This is a genomic window from Nostoc commune NIES-4072 (assembly GCF_003113895.1).
GTDB lineage: Bacteria > Cyanobacteriota > Cyanobacteriia > Cyanobacteriales > Nostocaceae > Nostoc > Nostoc commune.
In genome coordinates this window covers 3,200,281-3,223,077 of sequence record NZ_BDUD01000001.1, presented here as the reverse complement: position 1 = coordinate 3,223,077, position 22,797 = coordinate 3,200,281, and the positions used below count along the sequence as shown (strand labels likewise).

The window sequence follows — 22,797 nt, the reverse complement described above, 5'->3', positions numbered from 1 at the left end:
TTTAGTATTAAACTTGCTGTTGTCAACCCCCAATAGAGGTAATTTAAAAATATAAAGGTTCTCGTTTGCATGAAGTACATTTCATCCCTAACAGCAATTCTTTGCAAAGAGCTACGGTGTAAACACAAATTATACGATTACCTAAAAGTCTTCTAAAACCTCACCGTGCCCTATGGGACATCTCTCTTCTTAGTAAGGAAAAGCACAGGTTTTGCATAAGCAAAACCAGGGTGAGGTATCTCAGGGGCAATGGTATTAGTCCCTAGCGCAAATTTGCTGGCACTTTGTCAGGAACTACCCAATAGTAAATAGTTTTACCCTCTACAGTCAGCGTCTGGTCTGGTTTCCAGTCGCCCATATCGAAGGCATGGGAGACAATGCGAGTACCAGGTTTGAGTTCACTCAATAGCTTGGGACGAAGTTTGAGGTTAATTTCAGGCAGCAAGTAAAGTGTAACTACTGTTGCTTTACTAAAGTCAGTCTTGAACAAGTCTTGTTGGACAAACTTCACGCGATCGCTTACTCCTGCCTTCTTGGCATTTTCATTAGCTTCTTTAATGCGTTGGGGGTCAATATCTATGCCAAAACCCTGCGTACCAAACTTTTGTGCCGCAGTATTAACAATTCTGCCATCACCGCTACCAAGGTCGTAAAGCAGATCATTTTTACCCACTTTTGCCACTTTCAACATTGCATCTACCACTGGCTGTGGCGTAGGCACATAAGGAACATCGCCAGGGCGTTCTTGTGGTTGAGTTGTGGGAGTTGTCGCAGCTGGTATTTCGGTTTCGGTCTGACCTGTTAAAGTAGAAGGTTGTGTCCCGGCTTCCAAATCTTGCTGTTGCGGCGCACATCCAGCAATTCCCAAGCTGGTAATACTAACGCCTGTAACCAGTAAAAACAGAATTTTTTTGAAGTTCATCAATTTTCTCCTTGATTCAGTAGCTTGTGGTTAGTAGTTAGTAAAACAACTGATAGTGATGGAATTTTGAATTACTTATAGTGTGAGGCTTAGGTTGCAAAATCCAAAATCTTTCGATTTTTTAATTGAAAGTCTTTTAAGTCCTACCTTGGCGATAGTTATTCCAGAACAACAGGGGGATACCTGCTGCCACAACTAAAACACCTGCAACTGCTCCCACACCTGTATAAACCAAGCTGGAATAAAGCAAGTAAGCGCAGACGGCACAAAAGAGTAATGGTGTGAAAGGATAAAATGGCACGCGGAATGGGCGCACTATGTGGGGTTCGCGGATTCGCAATACTAAGAGTGATATCCCGGAAAGCAAGAAGAAGAACCAAAATATCGGGGCGGTGTAATCCACCATTGTTTCAAAGCCTTTGCGAGTGAGCGTGCCTAAAAAAATCAGTGCTAAGGTGATCGCAGCTTGCAATAATAAGGCATGGGTAGGACTACTAGGACGTTGTTGCCAGCGTCCCATAAAACCAAATAGCGAAAAATCCTGTCCCAGTGCGAAATTGGTACGCGCTCCGGTAAAGATTGTGGCGTTGGTTGCTCCTAAAGTAGCGATCGCAATCAATACACTGATAAACAAGGCTCCCGGTTCGCCCCAAAGAGAGCGCATTAAATCTGCGGCTACTGCTTCTGACTGGGCCATGTTTGCTAATCCCAACCCCCGCAGGTAAGCCAGATTGATGAGTAAGTAAATGGCAGTTATGATGCCAATACTCCACATTAGCGATCGCACAATATTACGTCGTCCATCTTGAATTTCTGCCGAGATGTAAGCTGCTTCATTCCAACCGCCGTAAGAGAGTAGCACAAACACCATCGCCAATCCCCACGTTCCTGATGATGCAGATTCCACAGGGGCGGCAGAATTGGGAATGGCGGTAAGCCCAAAAATTACTACCAGCAACAAACCCAGAACTTTTGCAGCACTCAGCAAGTTTTGTGTCCACTTACCCTGCTGCAAACCGATGATGTTCAAAGCAGTCAAAAGTGCGATCGCTATGGCTGCATAGATAGAAGACGAAAATGTTCCTAGCCGCCATATCTGAGAAACATAATCGCCAAAAACAAATGCCAACAGAGCAATGGAACCAGTTTGAATCACTGTCATGCGCGCCCAGGCAAATAAAAAGGCGACTCTTTGCCCGAATGCACGTTTCAAATAATAGTAAGCACCACCAACATCGGGATAGACAGTGGCTAACTCTGCATAGCACAGCGCTCCTATCAGAGATACCACACCACCAATTAGCCAAAAAAGCATTACAGCAATATCACTCCCTGCTTGATTTGCCACTAAAGCAGGGGTTTCAAAAATCCCCGCCCCAATGACAATACCGACAATCAGAGCCACTGCGTCTGGTAATCTTAGCGATGGCTTAGGTGCTGCCACTTCTGTTGTTGCTGACTGCTGAAGCAAACTATAGTCTTTACGTCTACTCACATTAATTCCTTATTAGTGTTGAGTGGGGACTCGCCGCTTTGTTTCATCTTTTTTTGCACTGTTTTACCTATATCTCTATAGTTCAAAACAAATGTGACTCAAAAATGACAATCCTCAGTGATATGCCTGCAAACGGGAATATCCATCTCGCCACATTCAGAGCAGTCTCTCTACAGCGATCGTTCCAATTTCTATTGCTAGACAACATCTATGGTTTTGATAACAATAGCAACTTAATGTGAGACAAGGAACAATGCCCCAGTTTACTGTTAAGCCCCTAATGTCATCTATCTACCTCTGATTTTTTTCAGAAGTATTTACATTATTAACTTGTCTTAATTCTGGTAATAGGCTAGAAAATCTAACTCAATAAAACGTCTTCCTTTAGTGATATTTATACTAGTCTAGAGAATGATTGACTAATAGTAGGTAATCGTGCTTCGTTTTATCAAATAGCTAGAGACAGCGATCGCCTAAAACTTCAGATTAAATAACAAAAATCTTTTTTTACCTTTATTCCTTTAGTATCTGCTACTGGGAAAAAGTAAAATATCTATCAATTCGCCAATCACCAAACCTAATATTGCTACGACTGTTAAAACCCAAAATGAATCTGGCTTGTCGAAGCCAGAAAAGCGCATTTCCAAATCAGCTAGAAGCGTAGTTGCTAGGGGTATGAGAAAAAGCCTTAATAATAGCGACCAAGTTGCTACAAAAGCAATTGATATACTCAAAAATAATATAACAGCTAAAGTTCTAGACCCAAATTCAACTAAACGCTCTAACCAAGAAATACTTTTCCGCGCTACAGCTATAACCATAGCAGCGACAAAAGCTCCTACTAACCAAATAATATGATGAGCAGCAAGATACCATCCCAGGAGAGTGTAAGCCAGCCATAGTAATACTAAAGGCATCAAAGGAATCCTGTTAAAAAATTCCACATTCATACTGCTAGGGCTTGTAAAAATACCAAGTTAATATCTTAATTGTAGTCAAACATTTGTTACTACTTAAACATCTAAATATATCAACTTTGCTCAGGATGTTCCTCTACCTACAGGACAAATTTAAATTCTTTGTGACAAATGATCTACTTAATGTTTCTATTGGGATATCTGAACCTTAGACGCTTAGAAGGTAATACGCTTGGGTTAGTGTAAAAACCTTAAGTTGCGTGGGTTTGGTTGAGGAATAAACCCAACAGATCGGGGACTTTGTTGGATTATGCTTTGCTTAACCCAACCTACAATTTTTCATAAAGCCAAGCGTATTGGCTTACAAGGTCTATAGCAACAACAGCTTGCTAAATCAGAAAATTTATACTTAGTAAATCAAAGTTATATTTAAAACATATATAACTATATTAAGAACAAAAGTACTAGATTATAAAATACTACTAACGTATAAGTAAATTGATTTTGATTCTCAGCTATTTGCCATGAAATTTAAACAAGAGGTAGTTATAATTCACCGTGTACAACTTTGATAACTGTCCACAATAGTGTTGCATGTCTCAAGCTCATGGTAATATTATTTTACTGTTAGGAGATATTATTTTATACATCAACTTTTAACCATGCTGAAACAGTTAGTTAAGTGCGCTACCTCCAAAAAAGAAAAATTATTCAACCCACCAAGGAAACCCACAAAAGCGCCAACGTGCAAAGCACAGAGCTTTTAAAATTATGCTTATATAAGGTACTAGATAGCTCACAAAATCTTTTTTGAGAAATCATTAGAGCTAGCTAAGAAGGTATAGAACCCTCTTAAAATGGCAAAAAATTAGACAAGAGTAAATAGAAAAATTTTGACACTAAGTCAGTTGTTTTTCGGATATGTAAAAATATCGAAAAGCCAGATTTGTCTTGTAAATAAGACATTAATATTGTGTGTTTTATTTTAGATATTGATTTCTCTTTGTGGGTAGTTACCTATATAAAATCCCTATTTCATTGTCGAAAACTTAAGTTACCTCGACCAAATGAAGGAAACACTTAAATCTAAAAAAGGATTTAGAACTGCTAGATCAATCTTGATTTAGTAATGACTCGATTCTTAACAACATCACCAAAAGTAACAGGAAAAACATGAATATTATTGTTCGTTTGCTTGGAGCGATCGCTCTCCAAATATCTGCGATCGCTACGATGTCTACTATGGCAATAGCTAATGACAAGCCTCTGCCTGTCGATACCCAGCAGACTCCTGCTGCTGCTCAACAGAAAACAACGCAGAGGATTTGCTCTTTAGATCCCATTGATAATTTATTACCTCCAGTACAAACAAAAGCAAGTAATTCTTTGCTTTCTTACCTTGGAGAACAAGGTTTTATACAGAATCAAGAGGGTTCTTGGGTCTGTTATGCGAATGATCCTAAAAAAGAAGGGCGTTACTTTACCCTATTTAAGGTTAAACAAGTTGATGGCAGGCTCATAGCAAGTTCTTTCCTAGATGAGGGCAGTCTGATTCAGGGACAGGAAAATCGTAGTTTGGACTTCTTTATGATGCTGATTAAGCGTCATACAAATACTAGTCCAGAGAACCGTCAAGGTATACGTAGGTATTTAGAAGCCTTTGTCTCGTTAGTAAAAGAAGGCAAGATCAAACCCACACGTCGTGGGTTTCTTTTCGATCAACCAAACCGGGGATTGGTGTTATATCACACGCTCTCATCAGGAAATCTCAAAGGTACCGGAATTACAATCAACATTTCTTTACCTAAGAGTTGAATGAACTAGGGAGTGGGGAGTCGGGAGTGAAATAAGTATAGATGGGGATTCAAACCTCACTCAACTCGTAAAGAAATTTTCTCCCAATCCCTAATCTTAACTACCAAGGATAGGAATACTGTTTGCAGACTCGGTGAGTCTGCTGTATTGCTGCGACCCATTGGATTTATAGAGCTATTAATATCAACCCCACGGACTGAAAGAGGGACGTGAACAATCAATAAAATTGCTGTCATTTAATGGAGGTGCATCTTGCCTAAATCAATCGTTCAAAGAATTGCAATGCCGTTTGCGGAGCATTTTGTAGAGAAGGGGGTTCGGTTTGCGACCATCGTATTTTCATCTATTGCAGTAGTACTCACTACGTATCAATCTGCTTTTGCACAACTCAATATTGGACGCTATGGTATCCAACCAGGACTGGAGTATGAGTATCTCCAGTACCAAATCAATAACCAGAATCTGAGCCAGATGCGAGTCATTCCTGGATGTGATGTGGGATTTGGTCTGACTTGCAATAAAACTGGATCGGTAATCCAGCGATTACTAGATTCAAACGAGGGGACTAGCTATCAAAACCTCTTGATCCGAGCAGCTGGTGGGGAAAAAAACTTCCAGAATTTCGCTAGCTTTTACGGTAACAATCCCAATCTCTCTAAAGTGCCTTACGCCTCATTTTGGAGAAACCAATCCCCCGGAATCATGGATAGTTCTCAATACCTTCTTGGACAACCAGTTGGTCGGAATCCAGTAGAAGGACTCGGACTTGTAACCAAGCAGTTCTACTGGTCACCATACTCAGGAACCAATAACTCGGTTAGCCTCCGTAATGGATTACTAGACTTGAAGTTGTCATACGGACGACTACTCTTTGAGGAAGCCTCAAAAATTCCCAATATTAAGGAGCAGATTCAGTCTTTAGGTCTGTCGCCAGAGATGACAAATTTCTATTTCAATAAAATCTCTACAGGCTTGAATGCGTTGAATTCTGGAAATCCAAGCCAACTCCAACAGAGGATTTTTGAAGTACTATCCTTTCCATACTCTGAAAATGGTGGGGAACTCGGACGTCCCATAAACGCGATTCCACAGGAATTTAGTCAGCTCTTGGGAGAAGATATCCCAGGAGATATATTGCTGAGTGATAATTCGCTACCGTTGGATGGAGAAGTAATGAACCTCGATACTTCCCCTGCCTCTATGGGAGATGTTTTGGTACAAGACAGTCCTGATTCCTTTCCACTTTGGCCAATATTCGGAATTGGGGGTCTTGCTTTAATTCTGCTTCTACTACTGAATGGCGATAGTTCTTCAGCTCAAGCATCTGTTTCATCTGTTTCTTCAGGAAATCCACCTTTGTCTCTCACCAACACAGGCGAATGCGATCTGACTCCTAGTGGTAATGGTTCTGATCACACACAGATCATTGAGGTTCCGTGTAATGTTACTCCTAAAACCCCTACGGAAGTGAAGAAGGTAGTGGAGCCATCAATGATCAAAGCGCTTTTATTGCTAATTGTTCTACTATGCATAGTCGGTTACAAACACCGCTCTTTAAAAATCCGTAATTCATAATTCTTACAGCAGCTTTAATTTCTGTAAGGGTACAGTAATGCTCATTGGTGTCAACTTAAGGTAAAAGTCATGTCTCGCCTGGAACTGATGTTTCAGGCGGGTGAGGAAGCCAACAGTTAAGGTATTTCTAGGCTTTTGTTGACATGTATGAGAATATTGTGCCCCTACAGTGCAAGTCTATTTACCTGGCGATCGCTCGTAAAAGTATTCAGGACTTACGCAACTGGCAATACTGGGTAGGTTTTGCCTAAAAAATAACTCTAATGTATGTTAGGTTGAGGAACGTAGACCCTTTCGCAAAGCGTCTGCTAGAATCGTCTTTAGACAACCAACTTTCACTATTAGACTCAGAATGAATTCTGAACCGGGCTAGATCACAGACAATGAAATAGCCATGGACTTATTTGTCAAGTAATTCGAGCAAAAATACTCAAAAAAATTAATCACTGCCAATGTATGGGGCCATTTACATGCACTCCAAAAGCCCCATCTTCAGCGAAAACCTTCTACTAAATAAGCTACCAATGCAAAAATCATTGCATTCAAAACTTTTGTAATAAATATAACTTACAAAGTCGCATGGTTTTGATGTTAAGAAACTTTATAAAAATATTTTTGCATATATTATTATAACATAAAAGCATCTATAGGAATCCGGTTTGATTTGGAGAAAATATCTGTAGGATGTGTTAGCACAGAGAGTACGGCATCAAACCCTTGATAATAGTGCGTTACGAACTCCGTTCTAACACACTCTACAATACCTAATTCCGTTCAAAAATCAAATAGTAATCCTATAGTTAAAAGCTCATAATCTAATTTCTCCCCTTGGGTATATAACTTAAAAATATAAGCAAAACTCTTGACAGATATGGCTGAAGTTTTATTTTGTTAAACCTATAATTAAACCCTTATAAACATTAGAACTTGAACTACTGAAAAATGTGTAGTGATTTGTTTATTAAAAAACAGATCAATAAACATAAATCCTAAATATCATTATTTTCCAAAATCTTTTGATGTTTACATCTGTAATATGGAAGATTTATAATTTTGTCATGATTTACGTAAAATCAAGTCTTGTCTATAGAATTATGCTGAATTTTATTCCTAAAAAAATGTCTAAATGTTCTTAAATAAACAGTGCTATCAACATAATTACGATGACACAGTAATAATAAGTATATGTTTCCAAATAACTAGTTGGCTAACAAAAATCAAAATCCTAAAGACATATAGTAAAGGTAAATAATATGTATCATTCTCAAATGTTGCCGAACAATGTAGCAGCCAATAGTAACTTACATCAAGTAATCGTGAGTGAAGCAACAAAAGATAAAGCACAAACACATGAATTAACTATTACTGATATAGTGATATCTTTATCTCCTGTTGGCTTTGTAATTAGTTGGATGGTTTTTTTCCTAATATTGCGAAAAATCCGGGCATTTTTAGATTATAAAATGGTGTTTCCTACCAAATCTTTACACAAACTTCCCTGTAAAAACTGTAGTTTTTATTCTAATAATCATTATTTAAAATGTGCGGTAAACCCTTCTATTGTTCTCACTGAAGAAGCGATGAATTGCTCTGAATACTCGCCCAGTAAGAAAAATTCTTCCTCCAAAAATCCTTTTGTCTAGATATAATAATTATTAATCTGATACCGCATAAGTAACAAAAGCTACATCTTAAGTAAGTTCCTTGGCTAGTAACGCCTTGGTTCGGATAGCGATCGCTTGTCTTTTTCCATCACGTTTATCTAGCTGTACCTTGATTAAATTGAATTACTAACCAAGTGAGATAAGTACCGAAAGCGCTATATCTTCCTAATGCACCGCAACAGTTGAAGATGGTACTTTACTATTTACCCATTATTCAGCTTACTTTTAATCTGTCTGTAGATAGCTGCAATGTTGCGAGCATCATCAATGCCACGATGGTGTATACCTTTTAATTCTATCCCCAACTCATTGAGAGCCTGTGCCATGCCAAATTTTTTAGACACACTAAGATATTCTGAAAATTCTTCTTTGATATTGATGTGTTCGGAACTAAAAGGATAAGGGAAATTATGAAACGCGCAATCTTGAATAAATTGCTTCTTGTCGTAATTGCCCCAAGAGCAAAAAATATGATTGGGAAATGAATAAATCCATTCTTTGAAGCGAGAAATTGCCTTTATAAATTTTGGCGCTTCCTCAACATCTTGCTGCCGAATACTAGTCAATTTGGTACAAAAATCTGTCAGTTGCGGATGTCTTACAGGTTGAATGAATTGCTGAAACTCAGAATCAATTTCCCAGGTTGCTCGATTGAGCATCACTGCACCAATTTCGATAATTTCCATTTCATGACGGGGAATAGTCCCACTATCACAGCACGTAGCCTCTAGATCGACGATAAGATAATAGTGGGATATTTTAATTTCCATATTAGATATTAGTAATAAATTATATTTTTATTTAGGGAGATAGGGAATTTAGATTGATGAAAAAGGTTTAACCCAACGAAGTTGAATAGCGACATTAAGAGCGATCGCACCTAATGCAAACCACAACACACTTTCTCCCGCCAACACCAAAAAAGGCCAAATTGTGCTGTTGGAATTCCAGCCAAGTTCTATCTGAGTTAATCCCCGTACCAAGCCAAAGGCTAGTACACCACCAGCTTTGAGTTGGAGATTTTTATCTGAGCGGATGATATAGCGGTAGGTGACACCAAATAATAAGCCAGTAAAAGTTGCAACTGCACCACTTACCCACAAGTGCCAGTCAAGATCATTTTGCAGACATGCGAGTGTCTGAAAATGCTTTGCCAGTACGAAAGTATTCAACAGACTAGAAAGAGCAAAAGCAAAACACACAGATAAACCCCCAATTATTCCAGCTTTCAGGGATTCTAGGCGTTCTCTCATCAGTTGAGCATCTAAAATTGAGTTCACTCTATATAGAAATTAGGGATTAGGTCTTGAGATTTTCCTTCCTCTTCAGTATGATAAATGCTAAAGCAGCTTTGTAATTAATTAAATCCTGCCCTTATGCGGGAATTTTGATAATAAACTCGCTTCCCATACCTGGTTGAGAATTTACTTCTAATACACCTTTGTGTTTCTCTACAACTATTTGATATGCGATCGACAAGCCAAGTCCAGTACCTTTACCAACAGTTTTTGTGGTAAACAACGGCTCAAATAAGCGCTTTTTTAACCGTTCAGGAATACCAATCCCATTGTCAGCAATCCGAATTATAACCAATTGTTCAGAATCTATTTCTGTTGCAATTTTAATCTGAGGAATTAGATTGCTCATTTTGCCTAGCATTATAGCTTCATCAAGGGCATCAATTGCATTTGCCAAAATGTTCATAAATACTTGATTCATCTGCCCGATATAGCAGTTTACCTCTGGCAATACTCCATAATTTTTAATAACCTCAATGCCGGGACGTTCGCCATTAGCTTTGAGGCGGTGTTGCAATATCATTAGTGTACTATCTAGACCTTGGTGTAAATCAGCAGATATTTTGGTATCACTATCCGAGCGAGAGAAGTTGCGGAGTGAATTAGAAAGGTTCTGAATTCGTTCGCTTCCTACTTCGAGAGAGTTCAAAATTTTTACCATATCTTCAAGAACGAAATTAAGATCCAAGTCCTTAATAGCAGTAGTAATTTTGGCTGTTGGGTTGGGATACTCTTGTTCATACAGTAAAAGCAACTTTGTTACTCCTGAAATGTATTCTTGCAAGGGTGGAATATTGCTGGAAATAAAGTTGATGGGATTGTTGATTTCATGCCCAATACCAGCGATTAACTCTCCGAGTGTTGATAGTTTTTCTTGTTGCACTAGTTGGACTTGGGCTTGTTGCAAAGCCTTGGTGCGATCGCTAACTTGTTGTTCCAAAGATTCAGTCAATTGTTTGAGTTGTAAATGTACGCGCACTCTAGCAATGACTTCCTCTTGTGCAAACGGTTTTGGGATATAATCTACTGCTCCAAGGGAAAATCCCTTCGTTTTGCTTTCCGTATCCGCTAAAGCAGTGGTGAAAATAATCGGAATGTTTTGGGTAACAGGATTGGCTTTAAGGCGGCGACAAGTTTCAAAACCGTCAATACCAGGCATTTGTACATCCAGCAAAATCAACTCTGGTTGATTACGTTCGGCTTGAGCGATCGCAGTTTCTCCATCGACTGCAACACGGAAACGAAATCCTTCACTATTGAGTGCTTCACACAGGACAGATAAATTTGTCGGATTATCATCCACAATCAAAATAAATCCGTTATTTGCAGTTTTACCCATGATTAATTTTAAATTGGAATTTAACTGAAATTAATTGATGTATTCTTGAATAAAAGAATTCAGAAGTCAGGAGTTAGAATGGGCTAAACGCCCCGTTATCGCTAACAGAATCGAATCAGCATATAGCAATCCGATTTGATTTTTGAATCACTTGTAGAAGTAAGGGACTGGGGATTGGGGACTGGGGACTGGGAAGAAGGAATAAAAGTGTACTGAGTTCTGTTCAAAAATCAAATATGAGTCCTATAGTAAATTAGTAATTTATTAACTTACTGAAGCTATTGATTAGGAAATTGGTATAGTAATAAAACGAACTGATGCGCTTTCTGCTAAACCATGAAATATTGAAATATTTTTGCAGATTGTCTCATTTATTCTGACTCTTGAATACTTACAATAAAAGTTTCCAGACGTTTGAGTTGGAAATTACTAGCAAGTTGGACAATATGCTGGGTAAAAATGCTTAACTGCTTATCAGATGCAAAAAGTTTTTCAGCAAGTTCTAAAACTTTTTGAATATCGCCGTCTTGTGTCAGATCAAGTAACTCTTGTAAAACCTCTTTAGCAGGATAAATCATCTCATTTGATTGATTTAAACCACCTGTATAAGTTTTTTTTTATTGCGTCTACCTTAACGTTAAAAATCCATTCCAGTTGCAAAAATTGTCGTAGTATTTCCAGCAGAGTTTCAGCTTCTATAGGCTTTGGTAGAAATGCATCTGCACCGATATCAATACTCTTGTGCTGGTCGATAGCAAATACGCTGGCTGACGAAGCGATAACAGCAATCTCTTTAAATGGCCCAGACTGGCGCAAACGTTCGATCAACTCAAATCCATTCAATACAGGCATCACTAGATCAGTGATAATCATGTCCGGTTTGTAGACTAGAGCCTGTTCCCATGCTTCCTCACCCTGACTAGCTTCTACAACAGTAAACCCAACAGGCTCTAGTAAATTTACAATTACTGATCGGTTTTCCCATTTGTCATCTGCAATTAAAATGGTGCGCCTTTCTCCTTGATAACCAATAATGGTTCCCTGCTCAACCACTCTAGAAACCTTTGCCCAGTCTTTAGATTCTGGCAATTTTGCCTCAAACCAAAAAGTGCTACCTTTACCTAAGATACTTTGCACCTGAATTTGACTACCCATCAACAAAACAATTTGTTGGCTAATTGCTAATCCCAAGCCTGTACCTTCAGATTGTCGTTTCTGATTTCCCACTTGCTCAAAGGGCTGAAAGATTTTCTCGGCTTGTTCAGGGATTATACCCGTGCCAGTATCTATTACCTGAAAGCGAATTTTGTAATCAGTTTTTCCATTGGCGTTTGATTCTTGATTAATGACCTGAACTTTGAAAGTGACACTACCTTGATTAGTAAATTTGATCGCATTACTAAGCAAGTTAATCAGTACTTGCCGCAAGCGTTTTTCATCAGCATGAATGCCTATTGGCAAATCAGGATCGAGTTCGACATGAAATGCGATGACTTTTTGTTCTGCTCGGATACGACAAATTTCAGTCACGCTATCTATAAAGGCAGGCAGGTAGAAATCTACAGGATACAATTCTAGTTTTCGGGCTTCTATTTTAGAAAGATCCAGGACATCATTAATTAGGGTTAAAAGATGGGAACCACATTGATAAATAATGCCAACTCCTTTGCGTCCTTTCTCACTTAAAGATTCTGTGCGTTGGAGAATTTGTGTATAGCCCAGAATACCGTTAAGAGGTGTGCGTAGCTCATGACTCATATTGGCGAGAAATTCACTCTTGGCTTGGCTGGAGTTTTGAGTGACTTCCTGTGCAACGCGTAGTTCTTTCTCGATGTGCTTGCGTTCTACAATTTCAGTTGAAAGCGCTCGATTGATCACTTCTAACTGCGCTGGGCTGGGTAGTGTTAGAGCTTGAGGCATGAGATAAAATAATGCAAATGCCGTATATATTGAAATAATGGCAGTTAAAGCTTTTAAACCACCTGCAATCCAATAGTCTGGATGCCAAAGCGTCCAAATATCCATCAAGTGTCCAGTACCGCAGGCAATGATAAAAGCACCAAATAACATAAAGACTCCATTGAAAGGAACGTCTTTGCGCTTGGAAATAAAGTAAATCAGTAGGAAAGGAATGGAATAATAGGCAAGAGCGATCGTGGCATCAGAAGTAATGTGAAGCCAAACTAATCCAGTTTTCCACAGATAACAATGTCCGTGGGCAACAAAACCATTAGAGTGGAAAGGATAGTTGAAAAACGTCGGCATGATACTAGGGGTTCCTGGATTTGAAATATCTACGCATAAGCCTAGTATTCCCAAACTATCAAGTGGGAAAGCGCGATCGCTAAGTTTTTACATTTGTCTTTATTAACGAACTTTGGGGGTTTAAGTCCCCAGCAAGATAGGCAGCACGTTTTGTGTCGGGGTCTAAATCCCCGTCACAAAACGTAATTGCGAATTGCGTTAGCGGAGCGGGGCGTTAGCCCATTGCGAATTGCGAATTGGTTTAATGCCTGAAGTACCAGCGTACCAATAAAAAATGGTGTAGGCGCAGCCCCCACTTCGGCTGCGCTCAGTACAAGTCAGTGACCATTGTAGACATCGCACGTCCAACTTATAATCTCATTTATAAACAAATCTGAGCCTGCCCAATCCCTGTATGATAGATATTAGAAACCTTTTGTAATTATTTGAAAAGCGGGACTATGGAGATTTTGACACTAGGTTGGGTATCACTGTTAGTTGTGTTTACTTGGTCAATTGCAATGGTAGTTTGGGGACGTAACGGACTGTAGAGGCATCGTGGAAAGTCCATTTTTGAGTATTTTAACAATAGTAGCCCTAGTGCTACTCGTAGTAGTCACTGGTGGTATTGGTTATTTGACCGTGGCAGATTGGCGCGATCGCCGTCGCCGAGATGATGACAAACGCAGTAGCCGCAGCGCCACTCCCAAGCGGCGATAATTTTCTCGTGGTTGAGAAATGTTTTTGTAGGGACACGATATTATCGTTTCCCTACACTATTTTTTATGGGATTTCCAGAAAAGAACTGTTACCTTTGCGATCGCAACGGGAATCATGAGATAGAAGACTTCCAATATTTAAAGTCCCACTGGGAATGGAAAACTCCTCTACGACTCAACCCATAGAACCAAATTCAGAACAGCAAGAATCTCATTCAGATGTGACATCCTCCTTACATCAGAATGAGCAACAAAAAGCATTATCTGGAGTTATTGCCCGCATCCGCGAGTCTCTAGATATAGAAACCATCTTCAAAATTACAGTCACTGAAGTTCGCCAGCTTCTGAAAAGCGATCGGGTTGGCGTGTTTCGTTTCTATCCTGATTTGGCATGGGAAGGGGAATTTATCTATGAAGATGTGGCAACAGAATGGGATTCGGCACTAGCAGCCAAATTGCGCGACCACTGCTTTAGTGAGGAGTTCGCAGGGCTATATCAGCAAGGTCGGATTAGAGCAATAGCTGATATTTATCAAGTTAATGCTAGTGATTGCTACATCCAGATTTTAGAAAGATTCCAAGTACGTGCTAGTATAATTGCCCCCTTAATCAAAGGTAAAGATTTATGGGGATTGCTGTGTATTCATCAGTGTAGTAACCCTCGGCAATGGGAAGCATCAGAAATTGAGTTTGTGCAATTAATCGCCGAACATCTGGGAGTTGCTTTACAGCAAGCAGATTACCTAGAACAAGTAAAACTACAATCAGCAGAACTAGCACAAGCAAAAGCCAGAGAAAAAGCAGCCCAATGGCAAAAAACCATCGCCATAACCATTGAGAAAATTCGTCAGTCTCTAGACTTGGAAAACATTTTCCACACAACCACCGGAGAACTTAGGCAACTGCTAAATGCTGACCGCGTGGCTATTTATCGCTTCAATCCCGATTGGAGCGGTGAATTCGTGTTTGAATCAGTAGCAGAGGGTTGGATTTCCCTCATAGATGAGCAATTGCAGCGACCGGAAGTGAGTGAAAACGTCAGTGAATGTAGCGCCAAAGATTTAGCTAAACCTCCAGTCGCTGACACCTACTTACAAGATACAGAGGGTGGTAGCTTCAGTCGCTGTGAAGTGTACCGTGTTTGTAATGATATTTACAATTCAGGCTTTAGCGATTGCTACATTAAAATCTTAGAGATATATCAAGCAAGAGCTTATGCGATCATTGCCATTTACCACGGTCAGAAGCTCTGGGGCTTGCTAGCAGTGTACCAAAATGCCAAAACTCGTGATTGGCAAAAAGATGAGGTTTACTTGCTTACCCAAGTGGGTACACAACTAGGTGTAGCTTTGCAGCAAGCGGAATTTATCCAACAAATGCAAACCCAAGCAGCAGAGATTAGCAAAGCTGCCGAAAGACAAAGAGCCTTAGCAAACACAGTAGAAAAAATTCGTCAATCTCTTGATATTGAAGCCATCTTTAAAACCACAACTCAAGAAGTCCGTCGGTTATTAGAAGTAGAACGAGTAGCAATTTATCGCTTCTATCCTGATTGGAGTGGCGAATTTGTCGCTGATTCTATTGTTGATGGCTGGACACCAGTGGTTAAGCCACAGCCTGTGACAGAAGGCGTTTTTGTACAAGGAAAGCAAGCAGGCAAGTATGCACGAAATGAAGTTTTCGTCCCAATTTCTCAGGGCGAAAAATTGTGGGGATTGCTAGTAGCTTATCAAAATTCCCAGCCTCGTTATTGGCAAGATGAGGAAATCAACTTATTGGCACAAGTTGGCGCTCAATTGGGGGTAGCATTACAGCAAGCTGAGTCTTTGAAACAGATGCAGGTGCAAGCCCAAAAACTGGCTCAAGCTGCTGCACGAGAACGGAAAGCAGCCGAAAGAGAAAAGGCATTAGCCGCAACGGTGGAGAAAATTCGCCAGTCTCTTGATATTCATACTATCTTTGCCACCAGTACAGAAGAAGTCCGGCGACTATTGGAAGTTGATCGAGTCACAATCTATCGATTCGGGGCTGATTGGAGTGGCGAATTTGTTGCTGAGTCTTTAGCCCAAGGTTGTATACCAATAAGGGAAATTGTACCTGTAGTTGCAGATGATTACTTACAAGAAACGCAAGGCGGAAGGTTTGCTAATGCCAAAAGTTGTGCCATTAAAGATATTTACAGCGCCAATTATTCTATCTGTCATATTGCCCTGCTTGAGCTAATGCAGATTAGGGCATATATGATTGTGCCGATTTTTCAGGGCGAGAAACTTTGGGGATTACTAGCAGCTTATCAAAATATCAAGCCCCGTGATTGGCAAGAGGATGAGGTAGATTTGCTGATGCAGATTGGTACTCAGTTGGGGGTAGGACTTCAACAAGCGGAATTACTCGAACAAACTCAACGTCAAAAAGAAGAAATTACTCAGACTCTTAAAGAATTACAGCACACTCAGAGCCAATTGATTCAAAGTGAAAAAATGGCAGGTTTAGGGCAGTTAGTTGCTGGTGTAGCACATGAAATTAACAACCCGATTAGTTTCATCTATGGCAACATTACTTATGTTACTGAACATGCCGAAAATTTATTAAAATTACTGCGCCTCTATCAAAAACAGTATCCTAAGACAACAGGAGAAATTCAAAAGCAAGCAGCAGCACTGGATTTAGATTTTATTAGTGATGACTTGCCTAAAATTTTGACTTCAATGAGGATAGGGACAGATCGCATCTCTCAACTAGTCTTATCATTGCGAAGTTTTTCTCGACTCGACGAAACAGGAATGAAGCCCGTTGATCTTCATGAAGGCATCGACAGTACTTTGTTGATTTTACAACATCGACTGCAACCAGAGACTAATTCTTTTGCTATTGAGGTAGTTAAACAATATGGTGAATTACCTCCATTAGTCTGCTATGGGGCCCAGATGAATCAGGTGTTTATGAATATTCTTAACAATGCGATCGATGCATTAGAAAACACAGAAAAAGCTGCAAAAATAATTGACAATCCTAAAATATGGATTCGTACAGAAGTGATATCCGGGAATACGATTCTAATTTGGATTGCTGATAATGGTTGTGGAATTCCAGAGGTTAAGCGATCGCGCATTTTTGAACCTTTCTTTACCACCAAACAACCTGGACAAGGTACTGGCTTAGGGTTATCTATTAGCTACCAAATTATTGTGGAAAAACACGGCGGTAATATCAAGTGTGTTTCTGAACCTGGCAAAGGCTGTGAATTCTGGATAGAAATCCCAATGAAACGAACAGTTAGTTAAAAAAATCAGATGATGCCAACTCTACCAGACAGTACGCGTAGCTCTGCTGTTGCAGATATTCTCGTCAATTCAGGCGATTCAATTGGATAACATCGAAGTAATGTTAAAATTATATATCCATAAAGGAGAAGATTATGAACAATCAATCTGTTCCTAAAACCAATAGTCTCTATGCACAAGATTATCATTTGTGGTTAGAACACACTGTTGATTTATTAAAAAACAAAAATTTTTTAGAATTAGAGTTAGAAAATTTAATTGAAGAAATTGAAAGTATGGGAAGAAGTGATAAAAATGCTTTAAGGAGTAATCTTAGAGTGCTTTTAATGCACCTTCTCAAATACAAATTTCAACCCCAGAACCGATCCAATAGCTGGTTATATACAATCTATGAACATCGTCAAAGATTACAAGAAGCATTTGTAGATAGTCCTAGCTTAAAATACTATTACACGGAAGTTTTTGACAGTTGTTATCAACACGCTAGAAAAGAAGCATCTATTGAAACAGGGCTTCCTCTGTCTATTTTTCCTAAAAACTATCCTTTTTCTATTGATGAAACTTTAGATTCTGACTTCTTCCCAAATTAATTATAATCACAGAGTAGAGATTTTGCTGGCGATGCCTTTGGCGGGCTTCTCTACGAGACGCTACCCGAACGCCTACGCAGTGTGACGATTTTTCAGGCGATCGCTTATTATAATTTCACTAGCATTAGTAATATAAGTTGCTCTATGAATTAATATGGAAACTAAAGAAATTCTCCAAGCACTCCCAAACCTGAGCATAAGCGATCGCCTGAAGATAGCTGAGTCAGCCCTGCAATTAGTTCTTCAAGAAAAACACTCACTTACCAAAGATGAGCAAAAACGCCAATTAACACTAGCGGTAGTGACAGCTATTGCAGATTATGCACCTGGTAGTGAATTAAATATATTCTCTGACTTAGAGGGAGAAGACTTTTGTCATTATCCAGATAAAGACTTCTACAACTCAGGGAATTAGGAGGCAACAAATGACTATACAGCTACAATTGAAACCAGAAATAGAGGCTCGGCTGATTGCTGAAGCTGCTGCACAAGGTTTATCAGTAGAGGCTTATCTTGCATCTCTGATTGAAAAAAGTTTAACCAGCCATGAAGAAAGTTTTTTTTATCAAGTATCAACTCAGGAAGAATGGGAAACTATATTAACAGATTTAATAAATAGTCCTGCTTTTTCTTTAGCACCAGCACTTTCAGATGCAGCGATTAGTCGAGAGAGTATTTACACCAGAGAAGATGAAATGTTATGAGCTATTTGGTGGATACTAATATTTTACTGCGTTTGGTGCAGAAGAATAGCTCAATGCACTTTGATACTCAAAAAGCGATATTGATGCTTAAGAGACAAGGGGAATTCTTATATATAATTCCACAAAATCTCATTGAGTTTTGGGCTGTTGCTACAAGACCAATTAATAGTAATGGTTTAGGTTTATCCACCGCTCAAGCAGTAGAAGAAACTGATAAACTTAAGAAGATATTTATACTACACCTTGATACACCTGCTATTTTTGGTGAATGGGAATCTCTAATTATTAAATACCAAGTCATGGGAAAACAGGTGCATGATGCACGTTTAGTTGCGGCGATGATAACACACCAGATTACACATCTACTTACATTTAATATTGATGACTTTAAACGTTTTTCTGCAATTGTAGTTGTAGATCCGCGCAGTGTTACACCGCAGTCTTAATTATATTGCTAGAGCGATGCCTTCGACGGGCTTCTCTACGAGACGCACTCGCGGTATTCTTTGTACTTTTGCGTCAGATGTAATTTTTCAACAAAAAAACTTGCCTTAGAAGCATCATATCCCCAAGGCAAGCCAAATCTCTAATCGTTTCTTTACTTTGCGCTCTTTGCGCCTCTGCGGTTCGTTAAAGTTGTTTCACTTCCGAAACCAACTTCGCCACCATATCCTTCGCGCTACCAAAAAGCATCGTAGTTTTATCCTTGTAGAACAACTCATTATCTACACCGGCAAAACCCGTACTCATCCCGCGCTTAATTACAATCGTCTGCTTCGCCCGATCTACTTCCAAAATCGGCATACCATAAATCGGGCTATTTGTATCACTCCGTGCCGCCGGATTTACCACATCATTTGCCCCAATTACTAAAGCCACATCCGCTTGATCGAACTGGGGATTAATATCATCCATGTCGTATAACTGCGTATAAGGCACATTTGCCTCTGCCAGCAACACATTCATGTGCCCTGGCATTCTCCCAGCAACGGGGTGAATGGCATACTTGACATCAACGCCCATTTTTTCTAATTGATCTGACAATTCCCGGACGCTATGTTGCGCTTGGGCAACTGCCATACCATAACCAGGCACAATTACCACAGAACGCGCATAACCCAACATCATCGCCCCTTCTTCGGGATCGATACTGCGGACGGTTTGATCGATCGCAGCACCACTAGCAGCAGCACCACCAGAACTAGATCCTGTACCAAAAGCGCTGAACAGCACACTGAAGAGAGAGCGGTTCATCGCCTTACACATAATTTCGGTGAGGATTAAGCCAGATGCTCCTACCAAAGCACCAGCGATGATCAACATATTGTTCATCACCACGAATCCAGCAGCAGCAGCCGCCACACCTGACAAGGAGTTCAACAGCGAAATTACCACCGGCATATCGCCGCCACCAATGGGGATGACGAACATCACACCCAGCACTAAGGAAACAGCTACCACCCCCAAGAATATGGGTAAGCTATCTGGTGTAATGATTAAATAGACACTGCCTACCAAATAAGCACCCAGAAGCAACAGGTTAAATGGTTGCTGGAAAGGAAATGTAATCGGGGAACCGCTAATTAAACCTTGCAATTTAGCAAAGGCTAAAAAACTACCTGTGAAGGTAACACCACCAATTAACACGTCCAATAGCATGGAAATGTTCACATCTAGGGGTACGGGTGCGCCAGAATCCAATAATCGCCAAAATTCGGCAACAGCTACTAATGCTGAAGCCGCACCGCCTAAACCGTTGAGTAAACCCACCATTTGGGGCATTTCGGTCATTTGGACTTTGTAGGCAACGATCGCACCAATTCCCGATCCAATCGCCAAGCCTAACAATATCATCTCGTAGTTCAACACATGCCGATCCAGCATTGTTGCCACAATTGCCAGCAGCATCCCCACAGATGCAATCACATTACCATTTCGCGCTGTAGCTGGTGAACCCAGCTTTTTCAAACCAAAAATGAATAAGGATGCAGCGACTAAATATGTCAGCTGAATGCCAGTTGGTAAAAAGTCGCTCACGCCTTAATCTCCTTCTTCTTGAACATTTGCAGCATTCTATCTGTGACTAGAAAGCCACCTACAACATTTACTGTAGCTAGTACTACAGCAATTAAACCAAGAATTACTGATACACTTGTTTCTCTAGCACCTGATGCCACTATTGCCCCAAGTACCGAAATGCCAGAAATCGCGTTTGAGCCTGACATTAAGGGCGTGTGTAAAGTCGGTGGGATTTTATTGATGACTTCAAAACCGATAAAAGATGCCAATACAAATACAAACAAAGCAGCAAGTAATGCCTCTGTCATGAAATCAAAACTCCTTTTAGGAATGGGTATTGGGTACTGGGGATTGGGTACTGGGGATTGGGTATTGGTGTATTGGGTACTGAGAAAGTATTGCTAAGTATCTATTTCCTAGTCCCCAGTCACTAGTCCCTAGTCCCTAATTCCCAGTCCCTAATTAACCGCCGGTTGTTGAGTATTCAAAGCTTGTAGCGCATCTCGCACTCGTTGATTGCGAATTTCACCAGCATGGGTAACGCACGCTGCATCAACGATGTCGTCGCTAAAGTCCACCTGCAAAGCTTTGTCTTTAATTAGCAATTGCATCAACGAAGTTACGTTCTTGGCATACAATTGGCTGGCGTGAATTGGCATCGATGATGGGAGATTGATGGGGCCGATAATTGTCACGCCGTTCCAGACAATATCTTTACCGGGTTCGGTGCAAGCGCAGTTACCACCCTGTTCAGCAGCCAAATCCACAATTACTGAACCTGGTTTCATTTGTGCCACCATTTCTTCTGTAACTAGCCGTGGTGCTTGTCTCCCAGGTACTTGGGCGGTAGTAATTACGACATCAGAATTTTTGATGTGTTCAGCAACAACTTCTTGAGTACGTTGTTTGCTAGCCTCAGAGATTTCCTTGGCGTAACCGCCAGCAGCAACGGTTTCTTCGTCTAATTTGACTTCAACGAATTTTGCCCCTAAGCTTTGCACTTCTTCTTTGACGGCGGGACGGATATCAAAGGCTTCTACTACTGCTCCCAAGCGTCTGGCGGTAGCGATCGCTTGCAATCCGGCTACACCAGCACCCATAATAAATACTTTCGCTGGAGCGATCGTGCCTGCGGCTGTGGTTAACATCGGAAAATATTTCGGTAATGCAGCTGCGGCAATTAATACAGCCTTGTAACCTGCTAATGAAGCTTGCGAGGACAAAGCATCCATACTTTGCGCCCTGGTAGTACGGGGAATCATTTCCATACTCAAGGCTGTAACTTTCCGATTTGCTAGTTGCTGTGCTACAACGGGGTTTCCCAAGGGATTAAGGAAACTGACTAAAACAGCCCCTTCCTTTAACAAATCAATTTCTGAGCGTCCATCTTCTCGTTCTTGCGGTGGGCTGACTTTCAACAGAATATCTGTTTCGCCCCATAATTTGGCAGTATCGCTGATTATTGTGGCTCCTACGGCTTCATAGTCAGAATCGCCAAAAAATGATCGTTCTCCTGCACCTGCTTCTACCCAAACTTCCAAACCTTGTTTTACCAATCGAGCAACGGTGTCAGGAATTAATGCCACACGACGTTCACAAACTTCAATTTCTTTAGCAACTGCTATTCTCATGAAATCTCCTGAAGATAAATACCTAATCTCTGCCAAGTAAGCGATTGTCTAGATGAGGGATATCCTGCACTCACAGTACTTAGACAGGAACATCACCCATGAATTTTACTTGTAGATTGAACAAAAGAAACTTTCCTCTCCCACTCTTAGCTGTCCAGGCAAAGCCTGACTTTGCCGTTCGCAGATGTCATATTTTCAGATAGTTGCAAACAGGGTTACGTATTGCACATCCTAAATTGATTCCCAAATTTTGCATCTTTATCTTCAGCTTGTTTTCGGGATTAAGAAATTTTGGTATTCCTTTCTTATAGAGTAATATTGACCAAATTTTGAAAGCTTTATAATTTCCAAATCAAATTTTAATAATTACGACTCTGATTCCAACTTATTTTAATCAATTTAGTCCAACTTAACAGGCGATCGCTGATAGCACGCCTCAATTTTTATAACAAAATTCTCAAATTTAGATACACTTGTACATATTTGGAAACACAATCTAATCCCAACCGTGTTTATATTGAGTTCAAAATTTGACCAACATACTCATCAAATCATTACTCTGTAAGGGTAATGAAGTCAAT

General features: G+C 40.1%; 19 protein-coding genes and 1 pseudogene. 10 read left to right on the top strand and 10 right to left on the bottom strand.

Features of this window, described 5'->3' with window-relative positions:
- Positions 1–262: 262 nt before the first annotated feature.
- From CDC33_RS14320 to CDC33_RS14310, 3 genes are all read right to left on the bottom strand, one after another.
- Positions 263–922 carry a class I SAM-dependent methyltransferase gene (locus CDC33_RS14320; RefSeq protein WP_109009019.1) on the bottom strand — a complete coding sequence of 220 codons (660 nt, stop codon included), beginning with the start codon at positions 920–922 and terminating at the stop codon, positions 263–265.
- Between the two features lie 136 nt (positions 923–1,058).
- Entirely contained in the window at positions 1,059–2,417 is a 1,359-nt protein-coding gene (locus CDC33_RS14315) for an APC family permease (protein WP_109009018.1), read from the bottom strand.
- Positions 2,418–2,938: 521 nt separating this feature from the next.
- Positions 2,939–3,367: a hypothetical protein gene (locus tag CDC33_RS14310; protein ID WP_109009017.1), complete on the bottom strand. Its 429-nt coding sequence runs from the start codon at positions 3,365–3,367 to the stop codon at positions 2,939–2,941.
- Positions 3,368–4,507: 1,140 nt separating this feature from the next.
- Between CDC33_RS14310 and CDC33_RS14305 the strand changes: the two genes are divergently transcribed.
- The 3 genes from CDC33_RS14305 to CDC33_RS14290 all read left to right on the top strand — a co-directional run bounded on the left by CDC33_RS14305 (position 4,508) and on the right by CDC33_RS14290 (position 8,367).
- Complete coding sequence (locus CDC33_RS14305) at positions 4,508–5,149, top strand: hypothetical protein (protein WP_109009016.1); 642 nt, start codon at positions 4,508–4,510, stop codon at positions 5,147–5,149.
- A 252-nt stretch (positions 5,150–5,401) separates the two neighbouring features.
- Positions 5,402–6,724 carry a hypothetical protein gene (locus tag CDC33_RS14295; protein ID WP_244919233.1) on the top strand — a complete coding sequence of 441 codons (1,323 nt, stop codon included), beginning with the start codon at positions 5,402–5,404 and terminating at the stop codon, positions 6,722–6,724.
- Positions 6,725–7,977: 1,253 nt separating this feature from the next.
- On the top strand, positions 7,978–8,367 hold the full coding sequence (locus CDC33_RS14290; protein ID WP_109009013.1) for a hypothetical protein: 390 nt from the start codon (positions 7,978–7,980) through the stop codon (positions 8,365–8,367).
- Positions 8,368–8,591: 224 nt separating this feature from the next.
- Here CDC33_RS14290 and CDC33_RS14285 read toward each other — a convergent pair whose 3' ends face one another.
- The 4 genes and pseudogenes from CDC33_RS14285 to CDC33_RS14270 form a co-directional block, all read right to left on the bottom strand.
- Entirely contained in the window at positions 8,592–9,158 is a 567-nt protein-coding gene (locus tag CDC33_RS14285; protein ID WP_109009012.1) for a 3'-5' exonuclease, read from the bottom strand.
- Between the two features lie 48 nt (positions 9,159–9,206).
- A complete protein-coding gene (locus tag CDC33_RS14280) occupies positions 9,207–9,641 on the bottom strand; it encodes a hypothetical protein (protein ID WP_109012574.1) in 435 nt (144 codons plus the stop codon).
- A 121-nt stretch (positions 9,642–9,762) separates the two neighbouring features.
- The gene (locus CDC33_RS14275; protein WP_109009011.1) at positions 9,763–11,025 is read right to left on the bottom strand and encodes a hybrid sensor histidine kinase/response regulator; all 1,263 of its coding nucleotides are present in this window, start codon (positions 11,023–11,025) and stop codon (positions 9,763–9,765) included.
- A 371-nt stretch (positions 11,026–11,396) separates the two neighbouring features.
- Positions 11,397–13,290, bottom strand: a pseudogene (locus tag CDC33_RS14270) (ATP-binding protein).
- 440 nt (positions 13,291–13,730) lie between these two features.
- Between CDC33_RS14270 and petN the strand changes: the two are divergent.
- From petN to CDC33_RS14240, 7 genes are all read left to right on the top strand, one after another.
- Entirely contained in the window at positions 13,731–13,820 is a 90-nt protein-coding gene (gene petN / locus CDC33_RS14265; protein ID WP_012408302.1) for a cytochrome b6-f complex subunit PetN, read from the top strand.
- A gap of 22 nt (positions 13,821–13,842) precedes the next feature.
- Positions 13,843–13,989: a hypothetical protein gene (locus CDC33_RS38715; protein WP_219930117.1), complete on the top strand. Its 147-nt coding sequence runs from the start codon at positions 13,843–13,845 to the stop codon at positions 13,987–13,989.
- Positions 13,990–14,143: 154 nt separating this feature from the next.
- On the top strand, positions 14,144–17,272 hold the full coding sequence (locus CDC33_RS14260) for a GAF domain-containing sensor histidine kinase (protein ID WP_109009010.1): 3,129 nt from the start codon (positions 14,144–14,146) through the stop codon (positions 17,270–17,272).
- A gap of 134 nt (positions 17,273–17,406) precedes the next feature.
- Entirely contained in the window at positions 17,407–17,862 is a 456-nt protein-coding gene (locus CDC33_RS14255) for a DUF29 domain-containing protein (RefSeq protein ID WP_109009009.1), read from the top strand.
- Positions 17,863–18,016: 154 nt separating this feature from the next.
- The gene (locus tag CDC33_RS14250; protein ID WP_109009008.1) at positions 18,017–18,277 is read left to right on the top strand and encodes a hypothetical protein; all 261 of its coding nucleotides are present in this window, start codon (positions 18,017–18,019) and stop codon (positions 18,275–18,277) included.
- 10 nt (positions 18,278–18,287) lie between these two features.
- Positions 18,288–18,566 carry a hypothetical protein gene (locus tag CDC33_RS14245; protein WP_109009007.1) on the top strand — a complete coding sequence of 93 codons (279 nt, stop codon included), beginning with the start codon at positions 18,288–18,290 and terminating at the stop codon, positions 18,564–18,566.
- Positions 18,563–19,012 carry a type II toxin-antitoxin system VapC family toxin gene (locus CDC33_RS14240; protein ID WP_109009006.1) on the top strand — a complete coding sequence of 150 codons (450 nt, stop codon included), beginning with the start codon at positions 18,563–18,565 and terminating at the stop codon, positions 19,010–19,012. Before CDC33_RS14245 ends, CDC33_RS14240 begins: the two co-directional genes overlap by 4 nt.
- 184 nt (positions 19,013–19,196) lie before the next feature.
- Here CDC33_RS14240 and CDC33_RS14235 read toward each other — a convergent pair whose 3' ends face one another.
- From CDC33_RS14235 to CDC33_RS14225, 3 genes are all read right to left on the bottom strand, one after another.
- Positions 19,197–20,603: an NAD(P)(+) transhydrogenase (Re/Si-specific) subunit beta gene (locus CDC33_RS14235; protein WP_109009005.1), complete on the bottom strand. Its 1,407-nt coding sequence runs from the start codon at positions 20,601–20,603 to the stop codon at positions 19,197–19,199.
- Complete coding sequence (locus CDC33_RS14230) at positions 20,600–20,893, bottom strand: NAD(P) transhydrogenase subunit alpha part 2 (protein WP_109009004.1); 294 nt, start codon at positions 20,891–20,893, stop codon at positions 20,600–20,602. The genes CDC33_RS14235 and CDC33_RS14230 overlap by 4 nt, the downstream gene beginning before the upstream one ends.
- A gap of 150 nt (positions 20,894–21,043) precedes the next feature.
- Positions 21,044–22,216 carry a Re/Si-specific NAD(P)(+) transhydrogenase subunit alpha gene (locus CDC33_RS14225; RefSeq protein ID WP_109009003.1) on the bottom strand — a complete coding sequence of 391 codons (1,173 nt, stop codon included), beginning with the start codon at positions 22,214–22,216 and terminating at the stop codon, positions 21,044–21,046.
- Between the last annotated feature and the right edge of the window lie 581 nt (positions 22,217–22,797).

Coding starts and splice junctions, on each gene's coding strand:
- CDC33_RS14285 (WP_109009012.1), bottom strand. CDS start 9,158: ATGGAAATTAAAATATCCCACTATTATCTTATCGTCGATCTAGAGGCT.
- CDC33_RS14275 (WP_109009011.1), bottom strand. CDS start 11,025: ATGGGTAAAACTGCAAATAACGGATTTATTTTGATTGTGGATGATAAT.
- CDC33_RS14310 (WP_109009017.1), bottom strand. CDS start 3,367: ATGAATGTGGAATTTTTTAACAGGATTCCTTTGATGCCTTTAGTATTA.
- petN (WP_012408302.1), top strand. CDS start 13,731: ATGGAGATTTTGACACTAGGTTGGGTATCACTGTTAGTTGTGTTTACT.
- CDC33_RS14245 (WP_109009007.1), top strand. CDS start 18,288: ATGACTATACAGCTACAATTGAAACCAGAAATAGAGGCTCGGCTGATT.
- CDC33_RS14240 (WP_109009006.1), top strand. CDS start 18,563: ATGAGCTATTTGGTGGATACTAATATTTTACTGCGTTTGGTGCAGAAG.
- CDC33_RS14225 (WP_109009003.1), bottom strand. CDS start 22,216: ATGAGAATAGCAGTTGCTAAAGAAATTGAAGTTTGTGAACGTCGTGTG.
- CDC33_RS14320 (WP_109009019.1), bottom strand. CDS start 922: ATGAACTTCAAAAAAATTCTGTTTTTACTGGTTACAGGCGTTAGTATT.
- CDC33_RS14250 (WP_109009008.1), top strand. CDS start 18,017: ATGGAAACTAAAGAAATTCTCCAAGCACTCCCAAACCTGAGCATAAGC.
- CDC33_RS14255 (WP_109009009.1), top strand. CDS start 17,407: ATGAACAATCAATCTGTTCCTAAAACCAATAGTCTCTATGCACAAGAT.
- CDC33_RS14290 (WP_109009013.1), top strand. CDS start 7,978: ATGTATCATTCTCAAATGTTGCCGAACAATGTAGCAGCCAATAGTAAC.
- CDC33_RS14280 (WP_109012574.1), bottom strand. CDS start 9,641: ATGAGAGAACGCCTAGAATCCCTGAAAGCTGGAATAATTGGGGGTTTA.
- CDC33_RS14260 (WP_109009010.1), top strand. CDS start 14,144: ATGGAAAACTCCTCTACGACTCAACCCATAGAACCAAATTCAGAACAG.
- CDC33_RS14230 (WP_109009004.1), bottom strand. CDS start 20,893: ATGACAGAGGCATTACTTGCTGCTTTGTTTGTATTTGTATTGGCATCT.
- CDC33_RS14305 (WP_109009016.1), top strand. CDS start 4,508: ATGAATATTATTGTTCGTTTGCTTGGAGCGATCGCTCTCCAAATATCT.